The sequence below is a fragment of the Janthinobacterium sp. GW822-FHT07A03 genome (assembly GCF_058798815.1).
The window spans coordinates 24,236-47,654 of the sequence record NZ_JBXAKW010000001.1; the positions used below are offsets into that span (position 1 = coordinate 24,236).

The 23,419-nt window shown below is 64.3% G+C and carries 18 protein-coding genes; 5 read left to right on the forward strand and 13 right to left on the reverse strand.

Translation table 11 applies throughout. From position 1 onward, the window contains the following. Positions 1-97: 97 nt before the first annotated feature. The 3 genes from AC1RJW_RS00130 to AC1RJW_RS00140 form a co-directional block, all read right to left on the reverse strand. Positions 98-1,699, reverse strand: a complete 1,602-nt coding sequence (locus AC1RJW_RS00130; protein ID WP_493044186.1) for a SpoVR family protein — start codon at positions 1,697-1,699, stop codon at positions 98-100. Further along, on the reverse strand, positions 1,699-2,967 hold the full coding sequence (locus AC1RJW_RS00135; RefSeq protein WP_493042462.1) for a YeaH/YhbH family protein: 1,269 nt from the start codon (positions 2,965-2,967) through the stop codon (positions 1,699-1,701). Before AC1RJW_RS00135 ends, AC1RJW_RS00130 begins: the two co-directional genes overlap by 1 nt. 72 nt (positions 2,968-3,039) lie before the next feature. Beyond that, positions 3,040-4,962 carry a PrkA family serine protein kinase gene (locus AC1RJW_RS00140; protein ID WP_034754154.1) on the reverse strand — a complete coding sequence of 641 codons (1,923 nt, stop codon included), beginning with the start codon at positions 4,960-4,962 and terminating at the stop codon, positions 3,040-3,042. 570 nt (positions 4,963-5,532) lie between these two features. Here AC1RJW_RS00140 and AC1RJW_RS00145 point away from each other — a divergent pair. After that, entirely contained in the window at positions 5,533-6,564 is a 1,032-nt protein-coding gene (locus AC1RJW_RS00145) for an adenosine deaminase (protein WP_493042464.1), read from the forward strand. Between the two features lie 23 nt (positions 6,565-6,587). Next, on the forward strand, positions 6,588-9,119 hold the full coding sequence (locus tag AC1RJW_RS00150; RefSeq protein WP_493042465.1) for an ABC transporter permease: 2,532 nt from the start codon (positions 6,588-6,590) through the stop codon (positions 9,117-9,119). Between the two features lie 2 nt (positions 9,120-9,121). Here AC1RJW_RS00150 and AC1RJW_RS00155 read toward each other — a convergent pair whose 3' ends face one another. Both AC1RJW_RS00155 and AC1RJW_RS00160 read right to left on the reverse strand, forming a co-directional pair. Next, positions 9,122-10,129: a response regulator gene (locus AC1RJW_RS00155; protein WP_493042467.1), complete on the reverse strand. Its 1,008-nt coding sequence runs from the start codon at positions 10,127-10,129 to the stop codon at positions 9,122-9,124. 3 nt (positions 10,130-10,132) lie between these two features. Beyond that, positions 10,133-11,476 (reverse strand): sensor histidine kinase, encoded by a 1,344-nt coding sequence (locus AC1RJW_RS00160; RefSeq protein WP_493042469.1) that lies wholly within the window; start codon positions 11,474-11,476, stop codon positions 10,133-10,135. A gap of 164 nt (positions 11,477-11,640) precedes the next feature. On the opposite strand from AC1RJW_RS00160, the gene cqsA reads away from it, so the two are divergent. Continuing rightward, positions 11,641-12,885, forward strand: coding sequence for an alpha-hydroxyketone-type quorum-sensing autoinducer synthase (gene cqsA, locus AC1RJW_RS00165; protein ID WP_493042473.1), 1,245 nt, complete (start codon positions 11,641-11,643; stop codon positions 12,883-12,885). 6 nt (positions 12,886-12,891) lie between these two features. On the opposite strand, the gene AC1RJW_RS00170 is transcribed toward cqsA, so the two are convergent. From AC1RJW_RS00170 to AC1RJW_RS00180, 3 genes are read right to left on the reverse strand one after another with little or no spacing between them, the layout of a single operon-like run. Further along, positions 12,892-13,359: a MarR family winged helix-turn-helix transcriptional regulator gene (locus tag AC1RJW_RS00170; protein WP_493042474.1), complete on the reverse strand. Its 468-nt coding sequence runs from the start codon at positions 13,357-13,359 to the stop codon at positions 12,892-12,894. 56 nt (positions 13,360-13,415) lie between these two features. Further along, on the reverse strand, positions 13,416-13,763 hold the full coding sequence (locus AC1RJW_RS00175) for a GIY-YIG nuclease family protein (protein ID WP_493042475.1): 348 nt from the start codon (positions 13,761-13,763) through the stop codon (positions 13,416-13,418). Positions 13,764-13,775: 12 nt separating this feature from the next. Next, positions 13,776-15,044, reverse strand: coding sequence for an MFS transporter (locus tag AC1RJW_RS00180; protein ID WP_493042478.1), 1,269 nt, complete (start codon positions 15,042-15,044; stop codon positions 13,776-13,778). Positions 15,045-15,176: 132 nt separating this feature from the next. Between AC1RJW_RS00180 and AC1RJW_RS00185 the strand changes: the two genes are divergently transcribed. Then, positions 15,177-15,572, forward strand: coding sequence for a group II truncated hemoglobin (locus tag AC1RJW_RS00185; RefSeq protein ID WP_034754244.1), 396 nt, complete (start codon positions 15,177-15,179; stop codon positions 15,570-15,572). Positions 15,573-15,576: 4 nt separating this feature from the next. Further along, positions 15,577-16,938, forward strand: a complete 1,362-nt coding sequence (locus AC1RJW_RS00190) for a DNA recombination protein RmuC (protein WP_493042480.1) — start codon at positions 15,577-15,579, stop codon at positions 16,936-16,938. 27 nt (positions 16,939-16,965) lie between these two features. Here the strand turns inward: AC1RJW_RS00190 and AC1RJW_RS00195 are convergent, their stop codons facing one another. From AC1RJW_RS00195 to chrA, 5 genes are all read right to left on the reverse strand, one after another. Continuing rightward, positions 16,966-17,751, reverse strand: coding sequence for a hypothetical protein (locus tag AC1RJW_RS00195; RefSeq protein WP_493042482.1), 786 nt, complete (start codon positions 17,749-17,751; stop codon positions 16,966-16,968). Positions 17,752-17,808: 57 nt separating this feature from the next. Next, a complete protein-coding gene (locus tag AC1RJW_RS00200) occupies positions 17,809-18,723 on the reverse strand; it encodes an MHFG family PEP-CTERM protein (protein WP_493042484.1) in 915 nt (304 codons plus the stop codon). Positions 18,724-18,985: 262 nt separating this feature from the next. Further along, positions 18,986-20,845 carry a molybdopterin molybdotransferase MoeA gene (gene moeA, locus AC1RJW_RS00205; RefSeq protein ID WP_493042487.1) on the reverse strand — a complete coding sequence of 620 codons (1,860 nt, stop codon included), beginning with the start codon at positions 20,843-20,845 and terminating at the stop codon, positions 18,986-18,988. A 62-nt stretch (positions 20,846-20,907) separates the two neighbouring features. Next, positions 20,908-22,029 carry a GTP 3',8-cyclase MoaA gene (moaA, locus tag AC1RJW_RS00210; RefSeq protein ID WP_493042490.1) on the reverse strand — a complete coding sequence of 374 codons (1,122 nt, stop codon included), beginning with the start codon at positions 22,027-22,029 and terminating at the stop codon, positions 20,908-20,910. Positions 22,030-22,058: 29 nt separating this feature from the next. Next, a complete protein-coding gene (gene chrA, locus AC1RJW_RS00215) occupies positions 22,059-23,399 on the reverse strand; it encodes a chromate efflux transporter (RefSeq protein WP_493042492.1) in 1,341 nt (446 codons plus the stop codon). Positions 23,400-23,419: the final 20 nt, after the last annotated feature.

Genomic DNA, 23,419 nt, shown 5'->3' on the forward strand with positions numbered 1-23,419 from the left:
CTGGCGGCCCATTTGACGCCGCCAGGCCATACTGAATTCCTATATAGGCATAGGAAGCGCTTATATTCTTGCTATTGATTATTATCAACAAATCATTTCATGGCCGGACAACGGGGTCGTCGCGCCGGTTGCGTTTTTCCCGACGGCAATTCAAGGTGCCCAGGACGGCGCCCTGCGGGTCGACCGTATCGAGGTGCACATCGAATCCCCACAGCCGTGCCACGTGCTTGAGCACCTCGGCCGCCTGCTGGTTCAGCGGACGGCGCTGGAATTGCGTGTGGCGCAGGGTCAAGGCGCGGTCGTCGCGCGTATTCACGGACCAGACCTGGATGTTCGGTTCGCGGTTGCCCAGGTTGTACTGCTCCGCCAGCTGCTGGCGCACGTAGCGGTAGCCGGCATCGTCGTGGATGGCGGAAATGGCCAGCTTTTCATTCTTGTCGTCGTCGAGCACGGCAAAGAAGTGGAATTCGCGGATCAGCCGCGGCGACAGGTACTGGGCGATGAAGCTTTCATCCTTGAAATTGCGCATGGCAAAGTCCAGGCTCTTGCGCCAGTCCGTGCCGGCCATGTCGGGGAACCAGGCGCGGTCCTCGTCCGTCGGGTGCTCGCAGATGCGGCGGATGTCGCTCATCATGGCAAAACCCAGCGCATACGGGTTGATGCCGTTGTAATACGGGCTGTCGATGGGCGGCTGGTAGACCACGTTGGTATGGCTTTTCAGGAATTCCATCATGAAGCCGTCGCCCACCACACCTTCGTCATATAACTGGTTCAATATCGTGTAGTGCCAGAAGGTGGCCCAGCCCTCGTTCATGACCTGGGTTTGCCGCTGCGGATAGAAATACTGGGAAATCTTGCGCACGATGCGCACCATCTCGCGCTGCCACGGTTCCAGCAGCGGCGCGTACTTCTCGATAAAGTACAGCAGGTTTTCCTCGGGTTCGGGCGGAAAGCGGGGGGCGGCCTTGCGCTGGTCGTCCTCGTCTTCGTCCTCGTCGCGCCGGGGCAGGGTACGCCACAGCTGGTTGATCTGCGACTGCACATAGGCTTCGCGCTCTTTCTGGCGCGCATATTCCTTCGCCATCGACAGTTTCGCCGGGCGCTTGTAGCGGTCCACGCCATAGTTCTGGATGGCGTGGCACGAGTCGAGCAGCAATTCCACGGCATCGACGCCATGGCGCTGCTCGCATTCGGCGATGTAATTCTTGGCAAACACCATATAGTCGATGATGGCGTCCGCATCCGTCCAGGCGCGGAACAGATAGTTGCCTTTAAAGAAAGAGTTGTGACCATAGGCCGCATGCGCGATCACCAGCGACTGCATGGTCAGGCTGTTTTCCTCCATTAAATAGGCGATGCACGGGTTCGAGTTGATGACGATCTCGTAGGCCAGGCCCATCTGGCCCCGCTTGTAGCTTTTCTCGGTGGAAAGGAAATGCTTGCCGAACGACCAATGGTTGTACGAGACGGGCATGCCCACCGAGGTGTAGGCATCCATCATTTGCTCTGCCGTAATGATTTCCAGCTGGTTCGGATAGGTATCGAGGCCGAACTGCCTGGCCACGCGGCGGATTTCCTCGTGGATTTGCTCGATCAGCTCGAACGTCCATTCCGACTGCTCGGGCAGGGCGTTCGGGTGGCGCAGGCGCACGAACGGTTCGCCCGGAGTATTGCTGGCGCGGTCAAAGGCTGCACTCATCATTTCACCTGTTTCTTGAACAGTTCGCGGAAGACCGGGTAGATATCGGCCGGCGTGACGATCTTTTGCATGGCGAAATGGGCGTGATGGTCGAGCACGCCCGCGTATTGCTCCCACAGGTTTTGCTGCGGGCCGTCGGTGATCTCGACATAGGTGTAGTACTGCACCTTGGGCATGATGGTGTTGATCAGTAGTTGCCGGCACAGCACGGAATCGTTGTCCCAGTTGTCGCCGTCGGACGCCTGCGCCACATAGCTGTTCCACTGCCCGGCGCCATAGCGCTCGTCGATGATGGTGTTGAGCAAGTGCAGCGCGGACGACACGACGGTGCCGCCCGACTCGCGCGAATTGAAGAAATCGTGCTCGTTGACTTCCGACGCGGCCGTATGGTGGCGGATGAAGACCACCTCGATCTTGTCGTAGACGCGCTTGAGGAACAGATATAACAGGATGAAGAAGCGCTTGGCCGTGTCCTTGCGCGATTCGTCCATGGAGCCGGAGACGTCCATGATGCAGAACATGACGGCTTGCGTCATGGGCTTGGGCACCTTGATGCGGTTGCTGTAGCGCAAGTCGAACGGGTCGATGAAGGGAATCGCCAGCAGGCGCGTGTGCAGGTGGTGGATCAGGCGGCGCAGTTCCGTGACCAGCGGGTCGCTGTCGGGCGCCCCTTCGTGCAGCAGGACGGCCAGGTCTTCCTCGGCCTGCGCCAGCTGCCTGCGGGCGCCGCCGCCGACGGCGATGCGCCGCCCCAGCGCGCCGCGCAGGGAGCGCAGCACGTGGATGTTCGATGGCGTGCCCGACATATTGTAGCCGGCGCGCTGGTTCTTGAATTCCGTGGTGGCCGTCAGCTGGGTTTTCACCATGTGCGGCAATTCCAGGTCTTCGAAGAAGTAATTCATGAATTCTTCGCGCGACAATTCGAAGATGAAATCGTCTTCCGTCGTCTCGTCGCTATTGCCCGCCTTGCCCCGTCCGCTGCCGGCGCCGCCTTTCGGCCGGGCGATCTGGTCGCCCTTCAGGTATTCCTTGTTGCCGGGATTGACCACTTCCCACACGCCGCCATGCGCGTGGCCAAACGACGGTTCGCCCACGTCCTTGACGGGGATGCTGACCTTCTCGCCATTCTCGACGTCCGTGATCGAGCGCCCCTTGATGGCGCGCCCCACGGCATCCTTGATCTGGCCCTTGTAACGCCGCAGGAAACGCTCGCGGTTGACGGCGGATTTATTCTTGCTTTGCAAGCGCCTGTCGATGAGATATGTCAAAGGGTGCCTCCTTGCCTCTCGTCTTGCGCGCCCCGCCAGTCACCGGGCGGGAGCGCGCCTCCGCTGTCCGCGCTAGGATGACTTGCGCACGCGCAAGTACCATTCGCATAACAGGCGTACCTGCTTGGCCGTATAGCCTTTTTCCACCATGCGGGCCACGAAGTCGGCGTGCTTGTTGGCATCGTCGGCGCTGGCCTTGGCATTGAAGGAAATCACGGGCAGCAATTCCTCCGTATTCGAGAACATTTTCTTTTCGATCACGGTGCGAAACTTTTCATAACTGGTCCAGGCGGGATTCTTGCCGCCGTTCGAGGCCCGCGCACGCAGCCCGAAGTTGACGATTTCGTTGCGGAAATCCTTCGGATTGGAAATGCCCGCCGGCTTCTCGATCTTTTCCAGCTCATTGTTCAGCGATTCGCGGTCGAAGCTCTCGCCCGTGTCCGGATCGCGGTATTCCTGGTCCTGTATCCAGAAATCGGCGAACGTCACATAGCGGTCGAAGATGTTCTGGCCGTATTCCGAATAGCTTTCCAGGTAAGCCGTCTGGATCTCCTTGCCGATGAATTCCACGTAGCGCTGCGCCAGGTGCTCCTTAATATAGGAGAAGTAGCGCTGCTCGAGTTCCGGCGCGAACTGCTCGCGCTCGACCTGCTGTTCCAGTACATATAATAAGTGCACGGGATTGGCAGCCACTTCGGAATTGTCAAAGTTGAACACTTTTGACAGGATCTTGAAGGCAAAGCGCGTCGACAGCCCGTTCATGCCCTCGTCCACGCCCGCGTAATCGACGTATTCGTGCATGGACTTGGCTTTCGGGTCCGTATCCTTGAGGTTTTCGCCATCGTAGACGAGCATCTTCGAGAAAATGCTGGAGTTTTCCGGGTCTTTCAGGCGCGACAGGATGGCGAACTGCGCCATCATGCGCAGGGTGCCGGGCGCGCACGGGGCTTTCACCAGCGAGGAATTGGCCACCAGCTTGTCGTAGATCTTGATTTCATCGGACACGCGCAGGCAGTACGGCACCTTGACTATATAGATACGGTCAAGAAACGCCTCGTTGTTGCGGTTGTTCTTGAACGTCTTCCATTCCGACTCGTTCGAGTGAGCGAGGATGATGCCGTCGAACGGTATCGCGCCAAAGCCTTCCGTGCCCTTGTAATTGCCCTCCTGCGTGGCCGTCAGCAGCGGATGCAGCACCTTGATGGGCGCCTTGAACATTTCCACGAATTCCATCAAGCCCTGGTTGGCCAGGCACAGGCCGCCCGAATAGCTGTAGGCATCGGGGTCGTCCTGCGCATAGTCTTCCAGCTTGCGGATGTCGACCTTGCCCACCAGCGAGGAAATATCCTGGTTGTTTTCGTCGCCCGGCTCCGTTTTCGAGATGGCAATTTGCTTGAGCACGGACGGATAGCGCTTGACGACGCGGAACTGGTTGATATCGCCATTGTATTCATGCAGGCGTTTCACGGCCCACGGGCTGGGGATGTTGCGCAGGTAGCGGCGCGGGATGCCGTAATCCTCTTCCAGGATGGTGCCGTCCTCTTCCTCGTTGAACAGGCCCAGCGGCGACTCATTGACGGGCGAGCCTTTCAGGCAATAGAAGGGCACGTGTTCCATCAGCGACTTGAGTTTTTCCGCGATGGACGACTTGCCGCCGCCGACAGGCCCCAGCAGATACAGGATCTGCTTGCGTTCTTCCAGGCCTTGCGCCGCGTGGCGGAAGTAGGAGACGACTTGCTCGATGACTTCCTCGGTGCCGTAGAACTCGCGGAAGGCGGGGTAGATCTTGATCACCTTGTTGGCGAAGATGCGCGACAGGCGCGTGTCGTTGCGCGTGTCGACCAGCTGCGGCTCGCCGATGGCGGCCAGCATGCGTTCGGGCGCGCTGGCATACGTCAGCTTGTCCTTCTTGCACAGGGCCAGGTACTCGGTGAGCGACATTTCCTCTTCGCGGGTGCGCTCGTAGCGTGCTGCATAGTTATCAAAAATGGTCATGTCAATGTCCTTTAATGTAAACCTGAACTGCCAGTCACCATGGCCGCCCGCCTGGCACTCGCCTGGGCTTGCCGTCTGAACTTTTCCTGTACCCCGTACCGATTTTTATTGTTGTTTCAAGCCCGGCTGTCTTTGCGAGTCCGGATTGCCCGGACCAAAAAACTGGCGCTTGATGCCGTGCGCTGACGTGGCCAGCCGGCTTTTTTTTCACTGTTGATAGCGCTTGTTGCACCTACCATTACCCCATGAAATTTATTATTGCTCTAAAGGATCAGGAAGTCAAAAGATATGTCAGCATATCCTTAATACTTGTTTGTAAATTGTTGATTTAATTGGATAAACCATCAAATTTTTCATCCATTTCAATGAACCTTTTTGTCCCTTTTAAATCATCATACGACAATTCGCCAGCGCGTGCCGGTGCGTGCCGTGGCGCTGCCGTTGCCGGCGCCACGGCGGCCGGGCGCCGGTGAGGCCGGCCATCTTGCGCTAAGATGCCTGCATGTCTGATGGCCCTGCGCGCCGCGCGCGCGTGCCAGCATTTTTATCGCCACCCTATAAGGAACACCCATGATGAACCCCCAATTGCGCGCGATCGTCCGCGGCATGCCGAAAGCCGAATTGCATATCCATATCGAAGGCTCGCTGGAGCCAGAACTGATTTTCGCACTGGCCGAGCGCAATGGCGTGCCGCTGGGCTATGAATCTGTGGAACACTTGCGCAGCGCCTATGCTTTTACGGATTTACAGTCTTTTCTCGACATTTATTACGCTGGCGCAAGCGTGCTCTTGAAAGAGCAGGATTTCTATGACATGACGCAAGCCTACCTGCGCCGCGCCGAAGCCGATAACGTGTTGCACACGGAAATCTTCTTCGACCCGCAGACGCACACGGCGCGCGGCGTGCCGATGGCCGACGTGATCAACGGCATCCACCGGGCCTGCCAGGACAGCCCCGTCAGCGCGGCCCTGATCCTGTGCTTCCTGCGCCATTTGAGCGAGGCAGAGGCGTTCGAAACCCTGGAAGACGCGCTGCCGCACCGCGACAAGTTCATCGGCATCGGCCTCGATTCCTCGGAAGTGGGCAACCCGCCCGAGAAGTTCTCGCGCGTGTTTGCCCGTTGCCGCGAACTGGGCCTGCACCTGGTGGCCCACGCGGGCGAGGAAGGTCCGCCAGCGTATATCCGCACGGCCCTTGATGATTTGCAAGTCGAACGCATCGACCATGGCGTACGCTGCCTGGAAGACGCGGAGCTGACGGCCCGGCTGGCGCGCGAACAGATCGCGCTGACCGTCTGCCCCCTGTCGAACACCAAGCTGCGCGTGTTCGACCAGATGCATGACCATAACCTGGTGCAATTGCTTGACGCGGGCCTGCTGGTGACGGTGAACTCGGACGATCCCGCCTATTTCGGCGGCTACATGAACGACAATTTCGACGCCATCTTCGATGCCTTGCCGCTGGGCCTGTCCCACGCGCAACGCCTGGCGCGCAACGGTTTCATCGCCGCCTTCCTGCCGCAGGCACAAAAAGATGCCTTCCTCGCTACCGTCGATGCGTATTTCGCGCAGCACGCGGCCGCCCACGGCGCCACGCAGTAAACCAGCATAAAGACCCGCCGCCCATGTTCCGCCTCTCCCTGAAAATGACCGGCCGCGACTGGCGTGCCGGGCAACTGCGTTTCCTGCTCGTCGCGCTGATCGTCGCCGTGGCGGCCCTGTCGGCCGTGGGCTTCTTCGTCGACCGCCTGCGCGCGGGCCTGAACCGCGACGCGCACCAGCTGCTGGGGGCCGACCTCGTCATCAACGCCGACCAGCCCGTCAATGCGGCCTGGCGCGCCGAAGCGCAAAGGCGCGGTTTTATCCTGGCCGACACGGTGACGTTTCCCAGCATGGCACAGGCGGGCGAAGGCGAGCAATCGCTGTCGCAGCTGGCGTCCATCAAGGCCGTCTCGCCCGGCTACCCGCAGCGGGGCAAGCTGAAAATCACCACCAAGCTGAGCGAAGCGCAGGATGCCGTGGGCCAGCCGACCAGCCAGGTGCCGGCGCCCGGCACCCTGTGGGTCGATGCGGCGATCCTGTCCAGCCTGAACGCCAAACTGGGCGACACCCTGACCCTGGGCGACAAGGCCTTTACCGTCACGCAACTGATCGCCAGCGAACCGGACCGCGGTGCATCGTTCCTCAATTTCGCCCCGAGAGTGATGCTGCCCTTGAGTGATCTTGCCGCCACGGCGCTGGCGCAGAACGGCTCGCGCGTGTCGTACCGGCTGCTGCTGTCGGCGCCGCCCGCGAAGGCGGCCGAGCTTGCGCAATATCAAGCCTCGCTGGAAAGCCAGATCAAGGCGCAGTCCATCAAAGGCGTGCGCATCGAATCGCTGGAATCGGGCAGCCCGCAAATGCAATCGACCCTGGACCGCGCCGACCGTTTCCTGTCGCTCGTCGGCCTGCTGTCGGCCATGCTGGCGGCCGTCGCCGTGGCCATGGCGGCGCGCCGCTTCATGCTGCGCCACCTCGACGCCTGCGCCATGCTGCGCTGCCTGGGCTTGACGCAAAACCAGGTCACGGCCATGTATGTGATCGAATTCTTATTGGTGGGCCTGGCGGGCAGCGTGATCGGCGTGCTGGTGGGCTTCGGCGGCCACCTGGTGCTGCTGGAGCTGCTGGGCAAACTGGTGCAGAGCGACTTGCCGCCCGTGTCCCTGCTGCCCGCGCTGCAGGGCGTGGCCACCGGCATGTTGCTGTTGCTCGGTTTTGCCTTGCCGCCGATTTTGCAGCTGCGCAATGTCCCCCATAACCGCGTGATCCGCCGCGAACAGGAGCCGCCGCAGGCGCTGGCCCTGGCCACGTATGGCCTCGGCATCGCCGCCTTCGTCGTGCTGCTGCTGTGGCAGGCGGGCGACGTGAAACTGGCCTTGCTGACGGCGGCCGGCTTCCTGGGCGGCTTCGCGCTGTTCGCCCTGGCCGGCTGGCTGGGCATCAAGTCGCTGAAAAGCCTGCGCGGCGCCTTCAGGCACCAGGGCTGGCGCTTTGCCGTCACGTCCCTGCAGCGGCGTCCGGGCGCCACCGTCATCCAGGTGGTGTCGCTGGCGCTGGGCCTGATGGCCTTGCTGCTGCTGACGGTGGTGCGGGGCGACCTGATGGTGGCCTGGCGCAATGCCACGCCGCCCGATGCGCCGAACCGCTTCATGATCAATATCCTGCCCGAGCAGAAAGACCCGATCGCCGCGCGCCTGGCGCAGGCGGGCGTGGCCAACGCACCGCTGTATCCGATGATACGGGGCCGGCTGGTGGCCGTGAACGGCAATGCCATCACGGAAGCCACGTACGAGGACGACCGCGCCAAGGGCCTGGCCGACCGCGAATTCAACCTGTCGACGATGGCCGCCATGCAGGAAGAAAACAAGCTCGTGGCCGGCAGGTGGTTCAGCGACAAGCCCGGCGCGCCGGCGGAAGCGTCGGTGGAAGAGGGCATCGCCAAGACCCTGAAGCTGAAACTGGGCGACAAGCTGCGCTTCGACATCGCCGGCCAGCCCGTGGAAGCGGCCATTACCAGCTTGCGCAAGCTGGAATGGGGCTCGATGCGCGTCAATTTCTTTGTCATCATCAATCCGGCCGCCATGGCGGACACGCCGCAGACGTGGATCACGGCGTTCCACCTGCCGCCCGCGCAGGCGGACCTGGGCAACGCCCTGCTGCGCGACTATCCGAACCTGACGGTGGTCGACGTGGGCGGCGTGCTGAAACAGATACAGGGCGTGCTGGACCAGGTGGTGACGGCCGTCGAATTCCTGTTCGCCTTTACTTTGGCCTCGGGCTTGCTGGTGCTGTATGCGGCCCTGATGGGTTCGCAGGATGAGCGCACGCGCGAAGCGGGCCTGCTGCGCGCCTTGGGCGCCACGCGGCGCCAGCTGGCGCAGGCGCAGCTGATCGAGTTTTCCCTCGTCGGCGCGCTGGCCGGCCTGCTGGCCGCCTCGGGCGCGGCCGCCATGGGCTGGGCGCTGGCGACGTACCAGTTCAAGTTCGCCTGGAGCTTCGCGCCGGGCGTGTGGGCCTTCGGCCTGCTGGCCGGCGCCCTGTGCGCGATCGCCGGCGGCTGGCTGGGACTGCGCAATGTCCTCAAGCATCCGCCGCTGCAGACCCTGCGCGAAGGCTGATCCTAAGCGCTGACGCTGTCGCCCGCGCCCGCGCGCAGAAATTGCGCGTAGGACATGACCGGCTGCCCCAGCTGGTGCGCCGGCACGTCGAACAGGGCCCAGAAATACGTCACGCGGCCCAGGCAGATGGTGGGGGCGGCGCAATAGCGGAACCAGTTTTCGCCGATGTGCGCCGCATACATGCCATCGCTGTCGGCATCGGAAAAATACGGGATCACGCGCATTTCCAGCAAGGCCAGCAGCAGCGACTCCGGCGCGTCGCTGTCGCGCGCCATTTCGTACTGCGTGTGCAGGCCCCGTTCCGTCTCGATGATCATCAGCTTGGCGTGGCCATCGCGCGTGAAGAACAGGATGCCGCTGGGATTGGGAAAGATATAGAACTCGACGAAGCCGTGGCGCTGGCACAGCTCCTGCACCACGGCGGCCAGCGCTTCGTCTTGCAGGAAACTGTAGTCGTGCAGCATCAGCAAGTCGCGCACGGTATCCGATTGCTGCAGGAAGAATTCGCGCTGCAGGCTGACGATTTCCTGTTCCAGGATGTCGAGCGCATCGTCGTCGCTCTTCTTGATGAAGCGGTCGATCAAGCCCCGGTTGAAGGCCGTCACGGCCACCTTTTCATCGGCCGCGCCCGTAAATAAAATCTTCTTGCACGGCAAGTCGCGCACGGCCTGGCAAAATTCCAGGCCGTTCATCTGCGGCATCGAATAATCGACCACCAGCACGGAGGGCACGGCAAAGCGCTGCGCCTGGCTGCTGATGCGCCAGATGCGTTCGATGTCGAGCGCCACGTTGTACTGGTCGGGCGGCAGGTTTTGCGTATCGAAATTGACGTGCAGCGGCGTCTCGCCCAGTTGCGCGCTGTGGCGCAGCCAGTGCAGCGCGCTGCTGGTGTCGTGGAAGGTCTTGCGCGCCAGGCTGGGATCGAGCTGGAACGCCATGCTTTTCAGGAAGGAATCGCTGTCGTCGATCAATACGGTCAGGGTCGGATGGGTGTAGACGGGCAGTTGCATGCGTCACCTCGCGCGGTGGATGGATGGAAAACGGCTGTGCCTGGTGCTGGCCTGTGGCTGCGGAAACTCCAGCACGAAGATGGCGTACGCGCCTTCGCGCGCGACGCAACTGATGCGCGCGTGCCAGGCTTGCATGATTTGCCGGCACAGGGCCAGGCCGATGCCGCTGCCGTTGTGCGCGGGATAGGAATAGAAACGGTCGAAGATCAGCGGCAACCGGCTGGCCGCGATGCCGCAGCTCGTGTCGATGAACAGCAGGCGCGGCACGGGCCGCGCGCCATCGATGATGATGCGCACGCGGCCCTTGCCGGCGCGCTGGATGCCTTTCAAGGCATTGCGCAGCAGGTTCAGCAGGATGACCACGCACAGTTCGGACTGGCCGGAAAAGCTGAAGTCGGCGCGCACGTCGACCTTGACGATGTCGCGCTGCGCCGTGCTGGTAAATGGATAGCGGCGCAGGACGGACGTGACGCTGTCATGCATGGCGACCGTCTCGTTCGCTTCGAGCTTGCGGTTGACGGCGCTGGCGCTGAGCAGGAACAGATCGATCATGTGGTGCATATGGCGCACTTCGAAGCGGATGCGCGCCAGCGCGTCCAGGCTGTCCGCATCGGGCGGCTGGCCTTGCGGGTCTTGCTGCGCCCCTTGCTGCGCCCTTTGCTGCAGTCCCCGCTGCAGCCCGCGCACATTCGCCTCGACGCTGACGAGGGGCGTGCGCAACTCGTGCGCCACGCTGCCCAGCCCGGCAGCCAGCCCGGCCAGCTTTTCCTGCGCACCCACATGGCGCCCCACCTTGACCACGGACAGCACGGCAATCGTGAACCAGTGCACGGGCAGTTGCTGCAAGACGTCGCGGCTGAGCAAAAAGGCGGGATCGCCGGCGACGGCAAACGCCAGGCAGGCCAGCACGGTGCCGCTCAGATAGGCGAGGACGGCGATGCGCGTATCGAAGTGAAACAGCACGATCAGCGCCACCAGCAGCGAATGTACCCACAGCGCCGAAGCGTGGTTCATCAGGAACATATACGTGAAGAAAAACGGCAGTTCGAAGGTCAGCCCCAGCAACAGGTAGACGCTGAACCAGGTATTGCTGAAGCGGCCGGGCCATAGCGCGGGCAGGAACAGCAGCGCCGCCACCGTGCGCAGCAGCGGCGATTCGTATTCTTGCGGAAAGAGATAATGCCACAGCGCGTAATACAGGGGCATGCCCAGCGCACCGATGAGCGCCAGGGCGCGCACCTGGGCGCGCCGCACGGGCGTGTGTTCGATGGCGTCGTGGAAATGCAGGAAAGGCTGGAGCAGCTTGCCTTGCCATTGTTTTCCGGAAGGGGACTGCGCGTGCATCATGGTCAGGGGGCGTGTTCGTTGAGGCGTGTCAATACAACATGATCGGCGGGTTCCCTCCCTACCAGCAGAATATCGGCATAACTGTTGAGCTGTATCAATCTCTTGCCGAATGGCTCGCGCATGTTGGACGCGGTAGTTCCCACCGCAACCAATCAGGAGTCCCTATGTCACACGCCCTTTCCCCCCTGTCGTCCCGCGCCATCCACGCCGAGCAACGGATGCCCGCCTTCGTGCGCGCGCGCATGGATGAACACTATGTCGAGCGCATCGAGAAGCTGCTCGGCGGCGAACACTTGCACGAATGGCAATCCATGCCGGCCGGTGCCGTGATGCTCGCTGGCAATGATTACCTGAACATTGCCGGCGAGGCGGCGCTGCTGGCGGCCCAGGCGCGCGTCTTGCAGGGCGGCGGCGCCATGCTGATGTCGTCCGTCTTCCTGCAGGAAGGCAGCCGCCAGCACCGCCTCGAACATAAATTCGCGGAGTTTCTCGGCAGCGAAGCGTGCGTGCTGGCGCAGTCGGGCTGGGCCGCCAACGTGGGCTTGCTGCAAAGCCTGGCCGGGCCCGGCATCCCCGTGTACCTGGACATGCAGGCGCATGCGTCGTTGTGGGAAGGCGTGCAATCGGCGCAAGCCGTGCCCGTTGCCTTCCTGCACAACGATGGCGCCCACCTGCAGCGCCAGCTCGACAAGCATGGCCCCGGCATCATCGTCGTCGATGCGCTGTACAGCACCAATGGCAGCGTGGCGCCGCTGCGGGACATGGTGGAAATCGCCGAGCGCAGCGGCAGCATGCTGATCGTCGACGAATCGCACTCGCTGGGCACGCATGGTCCGCAGGGCGCGGGGCTGGTGGCGGAGCTGGGCCTGGCCGACAGGGTGCATTTCCGCACGGCGTCGCTGGCCAAGGCGTTCGCGGGCCGGGCGGGGCTGATCACGTGCTCGGCCCGCTTCAAGGGTTACTTTTTGTCCGCCTCGCGGCCCGCCATCTTCAGTTCCTGCCTGCTGGAACACGAACTGGCCTGGTTCGATGCGGCGCTCGATTTCATCCGTGCCGCCGATGCCCGCCGCGCCGCCTTGCGCCGCCACAGCGTGCAGCTGCGCCAGGGGTTGATGGCTCTCGGCTACAACGTCAGCGACGGCACCGAGCAGATCATCGCGCTGGAAGCGGGCAGCGAACCCGATACCTTGATCCTGCGCAAGGCGCTGGAGCGGCACGGCATCTATGGCGCCGTCTTCTGTGCACCAGCCACGCCGAAGAACCGTTCGCTGGTGCGCTTGACCCTGAATGCGGGCTTGCGCGAGGACGAGTGCGCCCGCGTGCTGGCCGCCTGCGCCGCCATCCGCGACGAGACGGGCATGGCGCGCTGGCCGTCGACGCGGCGCCTGCGCAAGCTGGCGCTGGTGTAGCGCGCGTCAGCCGTTAGAGGGCTGTTTGCCGGCGATAGCGCCCAGCAGCAGGGACAGGGGCGCGAGCTGGTCCGCGCTGGCGTTGCCCAGCAATTCCTGCGCCAGCGCCTGCGCCGTCGTGTTCGCGTGCGCCAGCAATGCCAGTCCCGCCTCGGTGATGGCGGCATAGCCGACGCGTGCATCGCGCTGGTCGGCCTGGCGCGCCACCAGGCCGATCTTTTCCAGCGGCATCAGCGAGCGCGTGATGCCGGACGCCGTCAGCGCCAGGCGCTCGGCCAGGTCGATGCGGCGCAGGCGCCCGCCGGGCGCCCGCTGCAAGTGGTACAGCAATTGATAATCGCTGAAACTCAGGCCGTGCAGATTGCCCAGGATGCTGTCGAAGCGGCGCACGATGAGCGCCTGGGCGCGCGCCAGGCGCAGGCAAAAGTCCAGCGCGTTGCCGCCGTCCGGCGACAGGGTAGGGTGATCGGTCATGTTTTCCTTGTGTTGGCTGCGCAGTGCTTGAGTGCGCAAGTGTAAAGCATGGCCGCTCAATACAGGGATTGCCCTTGTTCCAGCAGCTGCGCCTGGTGCAGGGCCAGCAGGGCGTCCAGCTCGGCGTCCGCATCGAAGGCGGGATCGGTGGATTGATCGACGGTGTCGATGATGTCGAAGCGAAAAGCCGCCGCGCCGTCGCGCCGCCAGTCCGCCTGCAGGCACGCATTGCGGTGCTTGCCCAGGTTCAGTTCGAAGCGGTGGCGGTTCAGCGTGCCGGGCGCGTTGCGGCTGCGTTCGAGCAGGGTGCGCCCGCTGGGCAAGTGCTGCAGCGCGATGATGCCCAGCGCTGGCGCTTGTTGCCGGTAGGCCGCTTTCAGGGCCGTTTGTCGTGTTTTATCCATGGTAGAACTTTCTCAATGTGACGATACGGAAGTGCTGCCCGCGATGCGGGGAATGTCGGTCAGCAGGGTGGCGGCCATGGCGGCGGCCAGCAGCAGGGCGCCGCCGCCGCAGAACAGCTCGCCCACGCTCAGGTGGCGCAGCAGCGCGCCCGTGGCCGCCGCCGACAGGGGCGCCAGTCCCAGGAAGATGCCCATGAACAAGGCCATCGCCCGGCCCAGCATGGCGGGCGCCACGCGCCGCTGTATCCACGTAAAGATGGCCACCTGCACATAGCCGCCCAGCATGCCGGTGACGGCCAGCAGGGCCGCGCCGTGCCAGGCGCTGCTGATCTGTCCCAGCGCCATCAGCAGGCAGCCGACGACAGCGTCGACGAGCAGCAAGGTGGCGCCGAAATGGCGGCGCAGCCAGGCGCCGCCCAGGCTGGACGCCAGCATGCCGGCCAGGGTGCCGGCGCCATGCGCACCCATCAGCAAACCCAGCGCCGAGGCGCCGTGCAGGCGTTCGCTGGCCAGCACGGGCAAGGCCACCTGCAGCGGACCCATGACGAAGAAGGCTACAACCGCCCAGTAGGCATAACAGCTGCGCAGGGGCAAGTCGCGCCACACCATGGCCAGGCCCGCCGCCATGTCGCGCCACATGCCTTGCGGTGCGGCAGCCGCGGGCAGCGGCCGCAGCTTGACTTGGCGCAAGGTCCATGCGGAAAACACAAACGTCAGCGCATCGATGGCAAAGGCGGCGGCCAGCGCCGCCATGGAGGTGTGCTGCCCGGTACCGCGGGCGCCCAGCACGAGCGCCGCCAGCAGGGGACCGGCCAGCAAGGACAGCTGGCGCACACCCATCTGCAAGCCATTGGCTTTCTGCAACGATGATGCAGGCACGGCTTGCGGCAGGATGGCCGTGCCGGCCGGGATGCCGAAGGCGGATGCGATGCCCAGTGCCAGCGCGGCCGCATACGCGAGCGCCAGGCTGGCCTGGTCCAGCCACAGCAGTCCCGCCAGTGCCAGCAGGATGGCGGCGTTCGCATATTTACTCAGCAGCAGCACGCGCCGGGGCGAATAACGGTCGGCGATGGTGCCACCCAGCAAGATGAGCACGGCGCGCGGGGCGCCCATCAGGGCCACGGCGATGCTGAGGCTGAGGCTATCGCCCGTCAGGCTCAGCACGAGCCAGGGCAGGGCCAGCAGGCTGAACTGGTCGCCCAGCATGGAAACGAGGCCGCCGCCCAGCAGCCAGCGGAAGTTGGTATTGCGCAGCAAATCAGTGTCTGTGGCGGTTGGCATATTCGTCTTGTCCATGTTTAAAAATTGCATGGTAGTTGATTAAAGCTTGAGTGGTCAAGTACATTGCCATTTATTGTGGCAGGGAGCGCTGGCGCCGCATGGAGCGCCGATGCTTGCGCTATCATGGCGGCCATGACTGATACCACTGCCCCCACCCTGTACGAGACCATCGGCGGCGCCCCCGTGCTGCGTGAAATGGTCGACCGTTTTTATGACTTGATGGAACTCGAACCCGAGTTCGCCGGCATCCGCGTCATGCATCCGCCCTCGACGGACGGTTCGCGCGACAAGCTGTATTTCTTCCTGACGGGCTGGATGGGCGGCCCGGATTTGTATATCGAGAAATTCGGCCACCCGCGCCTGCGCGCCCGGCACTTGCCCTATGCCATCGGCACCAGCGAGCGCGACCAGTGGCTGCGCGCCATGGCCTGGGCCATGGAAGACACGGGCATCGAAGAATCCTTGCGCGTGCGCCTGATGGAATCGTTCTATCAGACGGCCGACTGGATGCGCAACAAACCTGACTGATCCCATGAGCCCAATCGAGTTCTACAGCCTGCTGGGCGCCGCCATCGCCGCCATCGTCCTGTTGTTCTTGCTGCTGCTGCGCCCCCGTGGCGCGGCCGGCGATGGCGCCACCACCCTGGCGCTGGTGCAGCAGCACCAGCAGCAAAGCCTGGAACGCATCGACCGGGTCGAGCGCGAAGTGCGGCTGCAACTGCAGGCGTCGGCGCAAGCCACGCGGCAAGACCTGGCCGCCGGCCTGGCGCAATTCCAGGCAGCAACCCTGCAGCAGCTCGACAGCCTGCGCACGCAGATGCAGGCGCAGGGCAAGGTCGGGCGCGAGGAGCAGGCGCAAAGCCTGGCGCGCTTTGCCGAAAGTACCAACCAGACCCTGGCCCAGCTGACGGAATCGAATGCGCAGCGCATGCTGGAAGTGCGCGCCACGCTGGAAAACAAGATCCGTGACTTGCAGGCCGACAATGGCGCGCGCCTGGAAGAGATGCGCAAGACGGTCGACGAGAAACTGCACGCCACGCTGGAAACGCGGCTTTCCGCCTCGTTCCAGCAAGTGTCGGAGCGGCTGGAAAAGGTCCACCAGGGTCTCGGCGAGATGCAGCAGCTGGCGCTGGGCGTGGGCGACTTGAAGCGGGTGCTCACCAACGTCAAGACGCGGGGAACGTGGGGCGAAGTGCAGCTGGAAATGCTGCTGGAGCAGGTACTCACTGTCGACCAGTATGCGAAGAACGTGGAAACGGTGCCTGGAACCGGCGCGCGCGTGGAATTTGCCTTGAAGTTGCCGGGCATGGTCGAGGGCGGCGCGCCCGTGTGGATGCCGATCGACGCGAAATTCCCCAAGGAACAATACGAACGCCTGGTCGAGGCGGCCGAGCGGGCCGATGCCGACGGCGTGGCCCTGGCCGGCCGCGAACTGGAACGGGCCGTGCGGGGCGAGGCGAAGACCATCGCCGAGAAATACCTGGCGCCGCCGCAGACCACCGACTTTGCCATCCTCTTCCTGCCTACGGAAGGCCTGTATGCGGAAGTGCTGCGCCGCCCGGGCCTGGCCGACGAATTGCAGCGCGTGCACCGGGTCAGCATCGCCGGGCCATCGACCCTGACGGCCTTGCTCAACAGCCTGCAGATGGGTTTCCGCACCCTGGCGCTGGAAAAGCGCTCGTCCGAGGTGTGGCAGGTGCTGGGCGCCGTCAAGACGGAGTTCGGCAAGTTCGGCGACGTACTATCGCAAACCCGGCTGACCCTGGAAAAGGCGGCGAAGAACATCGAAAGCGCGGAAGTGCGCAGCCGGCAGATGGCGCGCAAATTGAAATCCGTGGAAGCCTTGCCGGGCGAGGCGGCTGCCTTGCTGCTGGGTAAGGCGGACGGCGAATAGCGCCGTCCTGTTCGCCGCAGCGGCCGGCTAGGCCTGTGCGTCCTCGTCCATCTGGCGCCTGACGATGGCAGCGGTGATGCTGCCGGGCGCATCGAGCTCGCGCTGCGCCAGCGTGCGCATGGCGTCATTCGCCAGGCCGGCCAGCAAGGCGGCGCACAGCGCGCCGGCCTCGGCGGCCTGTCCCTGGCCGCGCAGTACGGCAGCGGCGATCCGCACGTCTGTCACCAGATTCATCAACTCCGCCGCCAGGCGCGGTGCCGTGCCCGGCGCAGGGAGCAGGGGCTGGCTGGCGGCGAGGGCATTGACAGTCTCGAGGTGTGCCAGCGGGGCGGGGCTGCGGTAGCGCTCCGCCAGCGCAAAATTGCCCACTTCGACGACGGCTGGCAGCGCTTGCCAGGCGTACTGGCGCGCCAGTTCCGGGGCGCTGGCGTCCAGCTTGGCGAACAGGTCGGCGGTGGAATGGACATCGCCCAGCGTCTCGTTCATTTCGGCGATGAGAGAAAAACGCGATGTGTGGCCGAACGCGTTGCTTGCCGGCGGCACGCTACTGTCGTGGCGTCCGAAATCGTGCTCGCCTGACAGCAGCAGCTGTATTTGCGCGTCACGCTCCACCTGCAGTGCGGTGTACGCCGGCGCGTAGGCCTCGGCCAAAAACTTCCACTCCAGCATGGGGATGAAATGGCTCGACCTTGCCGGATTCACGACTCGTCCGGTGTCGGCGAACAGCTGTTGCAGCAGCTGCAGCGCCTCCGCATGCCGGCCTTCCCTGCGTAGCGCAGTCATGCGTGTCAAACGGCTATCGATGTCGGGCATGGCGGTCCTTGTCTGGAATACATCATAGTAACAAGTCCGCATCCGGCTGGCTACGTCTCAGGCGGCATGCTTGCCGGCCCGGCGTTTTCTGGCGCCGAAGGCCGTCAGCGCCAGGCCCGCCAGCAGCATGGCCCAGGTGTGCGGTTCCGGCACGGCCGGCAGGACTGTCGGGCCGGTGGGCGGCAGGGTCGGCAGGATCACGGTGGGCGGCACGATGATGCTGCTGCCCTGGTCTGGCGGCTTGCCGCCACCACCTCCGCCACCGCCGCCGCCCGTGCCGGCCGGCGGGCCGATGTCGCTGACGGTACGCACATAATCGAAGGGCAGGAAAGGAATGCTGGCCACCTCGGTCGGCATGGCGCCGCCCGTGAACGAGCCGCCGCGCAAGGCGTCGGGATTGTCGAGCACGGGCACGCCTGCCGCTTCCGGGGCGGCGGGCGCGGCGGCTCCCGGTGCGGCACCGCCGGGAGCGGCACCGGCCGCCGGCGGCGCCGACGCGGGCGCCTGCGTGATGCGGCTGACGTTGCGGCAAATCGTCGGCACCAGGATGCACTGGCCCTGCACGCAATACACGAGTCCCCGTTCCTGCATCTGTTCGCTCCAGCCCGCGCGCGTGACATTGCGGCAAACGCGGCCCGGGCCGAAATGCATCTCGCTGATGCGCGCGTTGTAATTGCCCTTGCCGCGGATGGCGTCGCGGCTGATCACCACGATCTCGTCGTACTGGCGCGCGCGCATGCGCTCCTTCAATTGTTCGCGCACCTGCGGCGCGATATCCGTATAGCGGTCCACGGCCGCCACCACGTCACCCATGAACGGATCGACGCCGGGACGGTTCCAGTTGCAGTTATCGAGCACGTCGGCGCGGGCCACGCCTTTCGCGTAGGCAGGCAGGGGAGCCAGAGACAACATGCCGAATATGACTGCCGCACCCAGCATGCAGGTGCTCGCTATCCATGGGCCGTGTTTCATTGGTAGTTTCCTCGTGAAAACAATATCAAAATTGAACTTTTGTGTGAGTTCGAATGTTATCACCGAAGAAACTTCAATATCAACTAATAAATAAAATTATTACAATTAGTGTTGTGTTTATTGATTTATTTTAGCGGGAGATTATTAATATTTTTATCTCGATAGGCGAACGGCTGCCGCGCGGGGGAAATTGATTGCAATGGGGAAAAGCAAACGGCCCGCGCATGGCGGGCCGTCAGGGAGAAGGGGCGGGGGGAGTTGCTTACATCAGCCCATGGAACAGCACGACGTCGACGAGGTCGCCGGCCGCCACGTGGCCTTGCGCCTCATGCAGCACGATCATGCAGTTCGCCTGCGTCATCGAGCGCAGGATGCCCGAGCCTTGCGCGCCCGTCACGCGCACGTGCTGGCGCCCGTCTGCGCCGCGCTCGAGGATGCCGCGCTGGTATTCCGTGCGGCCCCGTTTCTTGCGGATCGGTGCCTGCGCCGCCACCTGCAGCAGGGGCAGGCTGGCCGTGTCCGCATCGGCGCCCATCAGGCGCAGCAGGGTGGGGCGGGCGAGGAAATAAAACGCCGCCATCACGGCCACGGGGTTGCCGGGCAGGCCCAGCAGCAAGGCCGTGTCGCCTTCGCTGGCAATCCGGCCAAAGGCCATGGGGCGGCCCGGGCGCATGTTGATTTGCCAGAAGGCCACTTCACCGAGGCGCGCCAGGATCTCGCGCGTAAAATCGGCCGCGCCGCTGGAGACGCCGCCCGAGGTGACGATGACGTCGGCCTTGGCGCAGGCGCCGCGCAGGGCCGCTTCCAGCGCTTGCGGATTGTCCTTGACGATGCCCATGTCGAGCACGTCGCAGCCGAGGCGGGTCAGCATGCCCAGCAGGGTGTAGCGGTTGCTGTCGTAGATACAGCCCGCGTCGAGCTGCTCGCCGATCGAGCGCAATTCGTCGCCGGTGGAAAAGAAGGCCACGCGCAGGCGGCGGCGCACGGGCACCGTGGCGATGCCCAGCGAGGCCAATAAACCCAGTTCGGCCGGGCCCAGGCGCTTGCCCTGCAGCAAGGCCGGTTTGCCTTGCATCAAGTCTTCGCCCTTGAAACGGCGGTTGTCGCCGGGGCGGATGCAGTCCGGCGCCAGCGTGATGCTGGTTTCGCTGGCTTGCAGCACGAGTTCCTGCGGTACCACGCTGTCGCAGCCATCGGGCATGACGGCGCCCGTCATGATGCGCGCGCATTGCCCGCGCCCCACTTTGACGGTGCCGGGGCGGCCCGCCAGGATGGTGTCGACCACGGCCAAGGTCACTGGCGTGTCGCCGCCCAGGTCGGCGCCAAGGTCAGCCCCGTGAAGCGCATAGCCATCCATGGCGGAATTGTCGTGCGCGGGCACGCTGATGGGCGAGATGATGTCGGCCGCCAGCATGCGCTCGAACGCTTGCGGCAGCGGCAATTCCTCGATCCCGGCCACGGGCGTGACGCTGCCGGCCAGGATGGCTTGCGCCACCGGCACGCTCAATCCCTGCGCCTGCAGGGCGGCCAGCTGGTCCGGCGTATTGATGTTGCCAAACGCGGCGCCATCCTCGAAGAGCACTTCGGCCAGTTTCAAGGGGCCGTGCCAGGTGCGCATGCGGCGCTCGCCGCCGCGCAGGTAGGCATCGAGCCGGGGCAGGGCCGATGTTTTCACCAGGCAAAAGACGGGATGGGGGCGGCGTACCGCCGATCCCGTCGCCGGATCGATCTCTTCGGTGACGGCGATGGCCAGGTCGGCATTGTCCTGCGTCAAACCGGCCGCCAGGCGCGCTGCCAAGTCGGGCGGCAGCAGGGGCGAGTCGCACGGCACGGTCAGCAGGTAGGCCGTGCCGGCGTGCTGCATGCCGCTGTGCAAGCCGGCCAGCGGCCCCAGCTGGCCCGGCAGCGCGTCCGGCCACACGGGCACGCCGAAGCGCGCGTAATCTCCGGCATCGGCGTGGACGCTGATGGCCAGCTGGCCCACTTGCGGCGCCAGGCGCTGCAGCACGTGGCGCGCCAGGGGCTGGCCATGCAGGGGCAGCATGCCCTTGTCGCGCTGGCCCATGCGCGTGCCCAGGCCGCCGGCCAGGATCAGGCCGGTAATATCGTGTTTGTTGATCATGTCAGGTAGGAAAATTGGTGCATGCGCCATGGTAGCAGCGGCGGGCGCGCGCCGCTTCCGAATCAGCCGCCGATGTACGACATTTCCACTTTCTTTTTACCGTGCTCAAGCGCGCCGCCCGTCAAATCCGTCTGGCTGGTGCGCAATTGCGAATAGCGGTCGCCGCGGCCGCGCCACAATTGCGCCACGGCCGAGGAAATTTCCGCGTCGCTGCGGCCGCCGCGCAGCAGGCTGCGCAAGTCGTGGCCGCTGCTGGCGAACAGACACGTGTACAGCTTGCCCTCGGTCGATAGGCGGGCGCGGCTGCAGTCGGCGCAGAACGCTTGCGTGACGCTGGAGATGAGGCCGATTTCGCCGCCGCCATCGGCATAACGCCAGCGCGCCGCCGTCTCGCCCGTGTAGTTCGGGTCGATGGGCAGCAAGGGCATGTGTTCGCCGATACGGCGCACCACCTCGGCGGACGGGATGACTTCCTGCAAGTTCCAGCCGTTCGAGGCGCCCACGTCCATGTATTCGATGAAGCGCAGAATGTAGGGCGTGCCCTTGAAGTGGCGCGCCATGGGCACGATTTCCTGCTCGTTCATGCCGGCCTTGACGACCATGTTGATCTTGATGGGCCCCAGGCCCGCCGCGTGCGCTGCATCGATGCCGTGCAGCACGTCGGCCACGGCGAAATCGACGTCGTTCATGCGCTTGAAGGTGGCGTCATCGAGCGAGTCGAGCGAGACGGTGACGCGGTTCAGGCCCGCGTCCTTGAGTGCTTGCGCCTTTCTGGCGAGCAAGGAACCGTTGGTCGTCAGGGTCAGGTCCAGCGGCTGGCCCGACGGCGTGCGCAGCTCGGCCAGCATGGCGACGAGCTTTTCGATATTCTTGCGCAGCAGCGGTTCGCCGCCCGTCAGGCGGATCTTTTCCACGCCGTGCGCGACGAACAGGCGCGCGATGCGCGTGATTTCCTCGAACGACAGCAAATCCGTGTGCGGCAGATACACGTGGTTCTTGTCGAACACGTCCTTGGGCATGCAATACACGCAACGGAAATTGCAGCGGTCGGTAATCGAAATGCGCAAGTCGTGCAGGGGCCGGCCCAGGCTGTCGGCCACGCTGCCGCTGGGACTTTCCAGCCGCGCGGGGATCGCCGGGACCCCATTGCGGGCTTCGGCGAGGTAGATAATCTTGTCAGCCATGAAAGGTGATACCACTTACGTTAAATCGGTCAAGGCAGATACGATAGCACGAGGCCGAAGATGGCACAGGCGAGCAGCAATTTGATGGTTCCCATTTGAAACTTGAGCAGCGCCACGCCGGCCGCCAGCGCGATGATCATCGCCAGCCAGTCCCAGTGGGGCAGCGGATTTTCTTGCCAGAAGACATGGCGGCCAAAGAACAGCGCCAGGCTGGCGATGACGCCCACCACGGCCGCCGAGATGGCGCTCAGGGGCGCGCTCAGGCGCAAATTGCCGCGCGACGCTTCCACCAGCGGTGCGCCGGCCAGGATGAAGATGAACGAGGGCAGGAAGGTGAACCAGCTGGCGACCAGCGCGCCGCACACGCCCGCCAGCCACAGGTTGCTGCCCAGCACGGCGTGGCTCCAGCCGCCCACAAAGCCGATGAAGGCGACGATCATGATCAGGGGGCCGGGCGTCGTTTCGCCCAGGGCCAGGCCATCCATCATCTGCGCGCTCGTGATCCAGTGGTAATGATCGACGGCGCCCTGCACCAGATAGGGCAGCACGGCATACGCGCCGCCGAACGTCAGCAGGGCCGCCTTGCTGAAAAACACACCCATCTGCGCCAGCGGCTGGTCGGCCCCGCCCGCCAGCGCCAGGCTCAGCCAGGTGATGAAAGCCAGCGCCAGGCCCAGCGCGCAGGTGGCCAGCAGGCGCGGCCATTTGAGCTGCGCGTGCTGCGGCGTGGGCGTGTCGTCATCGATCAGGGCGGCGCCGTAGCGGGCCACGCCGCCATGTTGCGTGCCACCGGCTTGAAAATGGGTGGGCAGCCAGCGCCCGCCCGCCATGCCCAGCAGAGCAGCGGTGAGCACGATCAAGGGAAATGGCAGCCGTAGCACGGCGATGGCGATAAATGCCGCTGCCGCGATGGCCGTCAGGCCGGGGCTGCGCAAGGTGCGCCGGCCCAGGCGCCAGGCGGCCGCCAGCACGATGGCGACGACGGCCGGCTTGATGCCGTACAGGATGCCGGCGATGGCGGCCACGTGGCCATACGCCATGTAGAGCCAGGACAGGGCGATCAGCACCAGCAGCGAGGGCAGCAGGAATAGCAGGCCCGCTACCAGGGCGCCGCGCGTGCGGTGCATCAGCCAGCCGATGTAGATGGCCAGCTGGGTCGCTTCCGGCCCCGGCAGCAGCATGCAGTAATTGAGGGCGTGCAGGAAACGCTGCTCGGAAATCCAGCGCCGCTTTTCCACCAGTTCCGCATGCATCATGGCGATCTGTCCGGCGGGGCCGCCAAAGCTGACGCAGCCCAGCTTGAGCCAGTACCAGAACGCGCTGCGCAGGCTGACGGGGTCGGGACGGGGCAGGTTGGCGTTCTCGTGCATGGCGGCGGGCTGGCAAGGAG

Coding starts and splice junctions, on each gene's coding strand:
- cqsA (WP_493042473.1), top strand. CDS start 11,641: ATGTCACACGCCCTTTCCCCCCTGTCGTCCCGCGCCATCCACGCCGAG.
- AC1RJW_RS00175 (WP_493042475.1), bottom strand. CDS start 13,763: ATGGATAAAACACGACAAACGGCCCTGAAAGCGGCCTACCGGCAACAA.
- AC1RJW_RS00130 (WP_493044186.1), bottom strand. CDS start 1,699: ATGAGTGCAGCCTTTGACCGCGCCAGCAATACTCCGGGCGAACCGTTC.
- AC1RJW_RS00180 (WP_493042478.1), bottom strand. CDS start 15,044: ATGCCAACCGCCACAGACACTGATTTGCTGCGCAATACCAACTTCCGC.
- AC1RJW_RS00150 (WP_493042465.1), top strand. CDS start 6,588: ATGTTCCGCCTCTCCCTGAAAATGACCGGCCGCGACTGGCGTGCCGGG.
- AC1RJW_RS00155 (WP_493042467.1), bottom strand. CDS start 10,129: ATGCAACTGCCCGTCTACACCCATCCGACCCTGACCGTATTGATCGAC.
- AC1RJW_RS00195 (WP_493042482.1), bottom strand. CDS start 17,751: ATGCCCGACATCGATAGCCGTTTGACACGCATGACTGCGCTACGCAGG.
- AC1RJW_RS00140 (WP_034754154.1), bottom strand. CDS start 4,962: ATGACCATTTTTGATAACTATGCAGCACGCTACGAGCGCACCCGCGAA.
- moeA (WP_493042487.1), bottom strand. CDS start 20,845: ATGATCAACAAACACGATATTACCGGCCTGATCCTGGCCGGCGGCCTG.
- chrA (WP_493042492.1), bottom strand. CDS start 23,399: ATGCACGAGAACGCCAACCTGCCCCGTCCCGACCCCGTCAGCCTGCGC.
- AC1RJW_RS00160 (WP_493042469.1), bottom strand. CDS start 11,476: ATGATGCACGCGCAGTCCCCTTCCGGAAAACAATGGCAAGGCAAGCTG.
- AC1RJW_RS00200 (WP_493042484.1), bottom strand. CDS start 18,723: ATGAAACACGGCCCATGGATAGCGAGCACCTGCATGCTGGGTGCGGCA.
- AC1RJW_RS00170 (WP_493042474.1), bottom strand. CDS start 13,359: ATGACCGATCACCCTACCCTGTCGCCGGACGGCGGCAACGCGCTGGAC.
- moaA (WP_493042490.1), bottom strand. CDS start 22,029: ATGGCTGACAAGATTATCTACCTCGCCGAAGCCCGCAATGGGGTCCCG.
- AC1RJW_RS00145 (WP_493042464.1), top strand. CDS start 5,533: ATGATGAACCCCCAATTGCGCGCGATCGTCCGCGGCATGCCGAAAGCC.
- AC1RJW_RS00190 (WP_493042480.1), top strand. CDS start 15,577: ATGAGCCCAATCGAGTTCTACAGCCTGCTGGGCGCCGCCATCGCCGCC.
- AC1RJW_RS00185 (WP_034754244.1), top strand. CDS start 15,177: ATGACTGATACCACTGCCCCCACCCTGTACGAGACCATCGGCGGCGCC.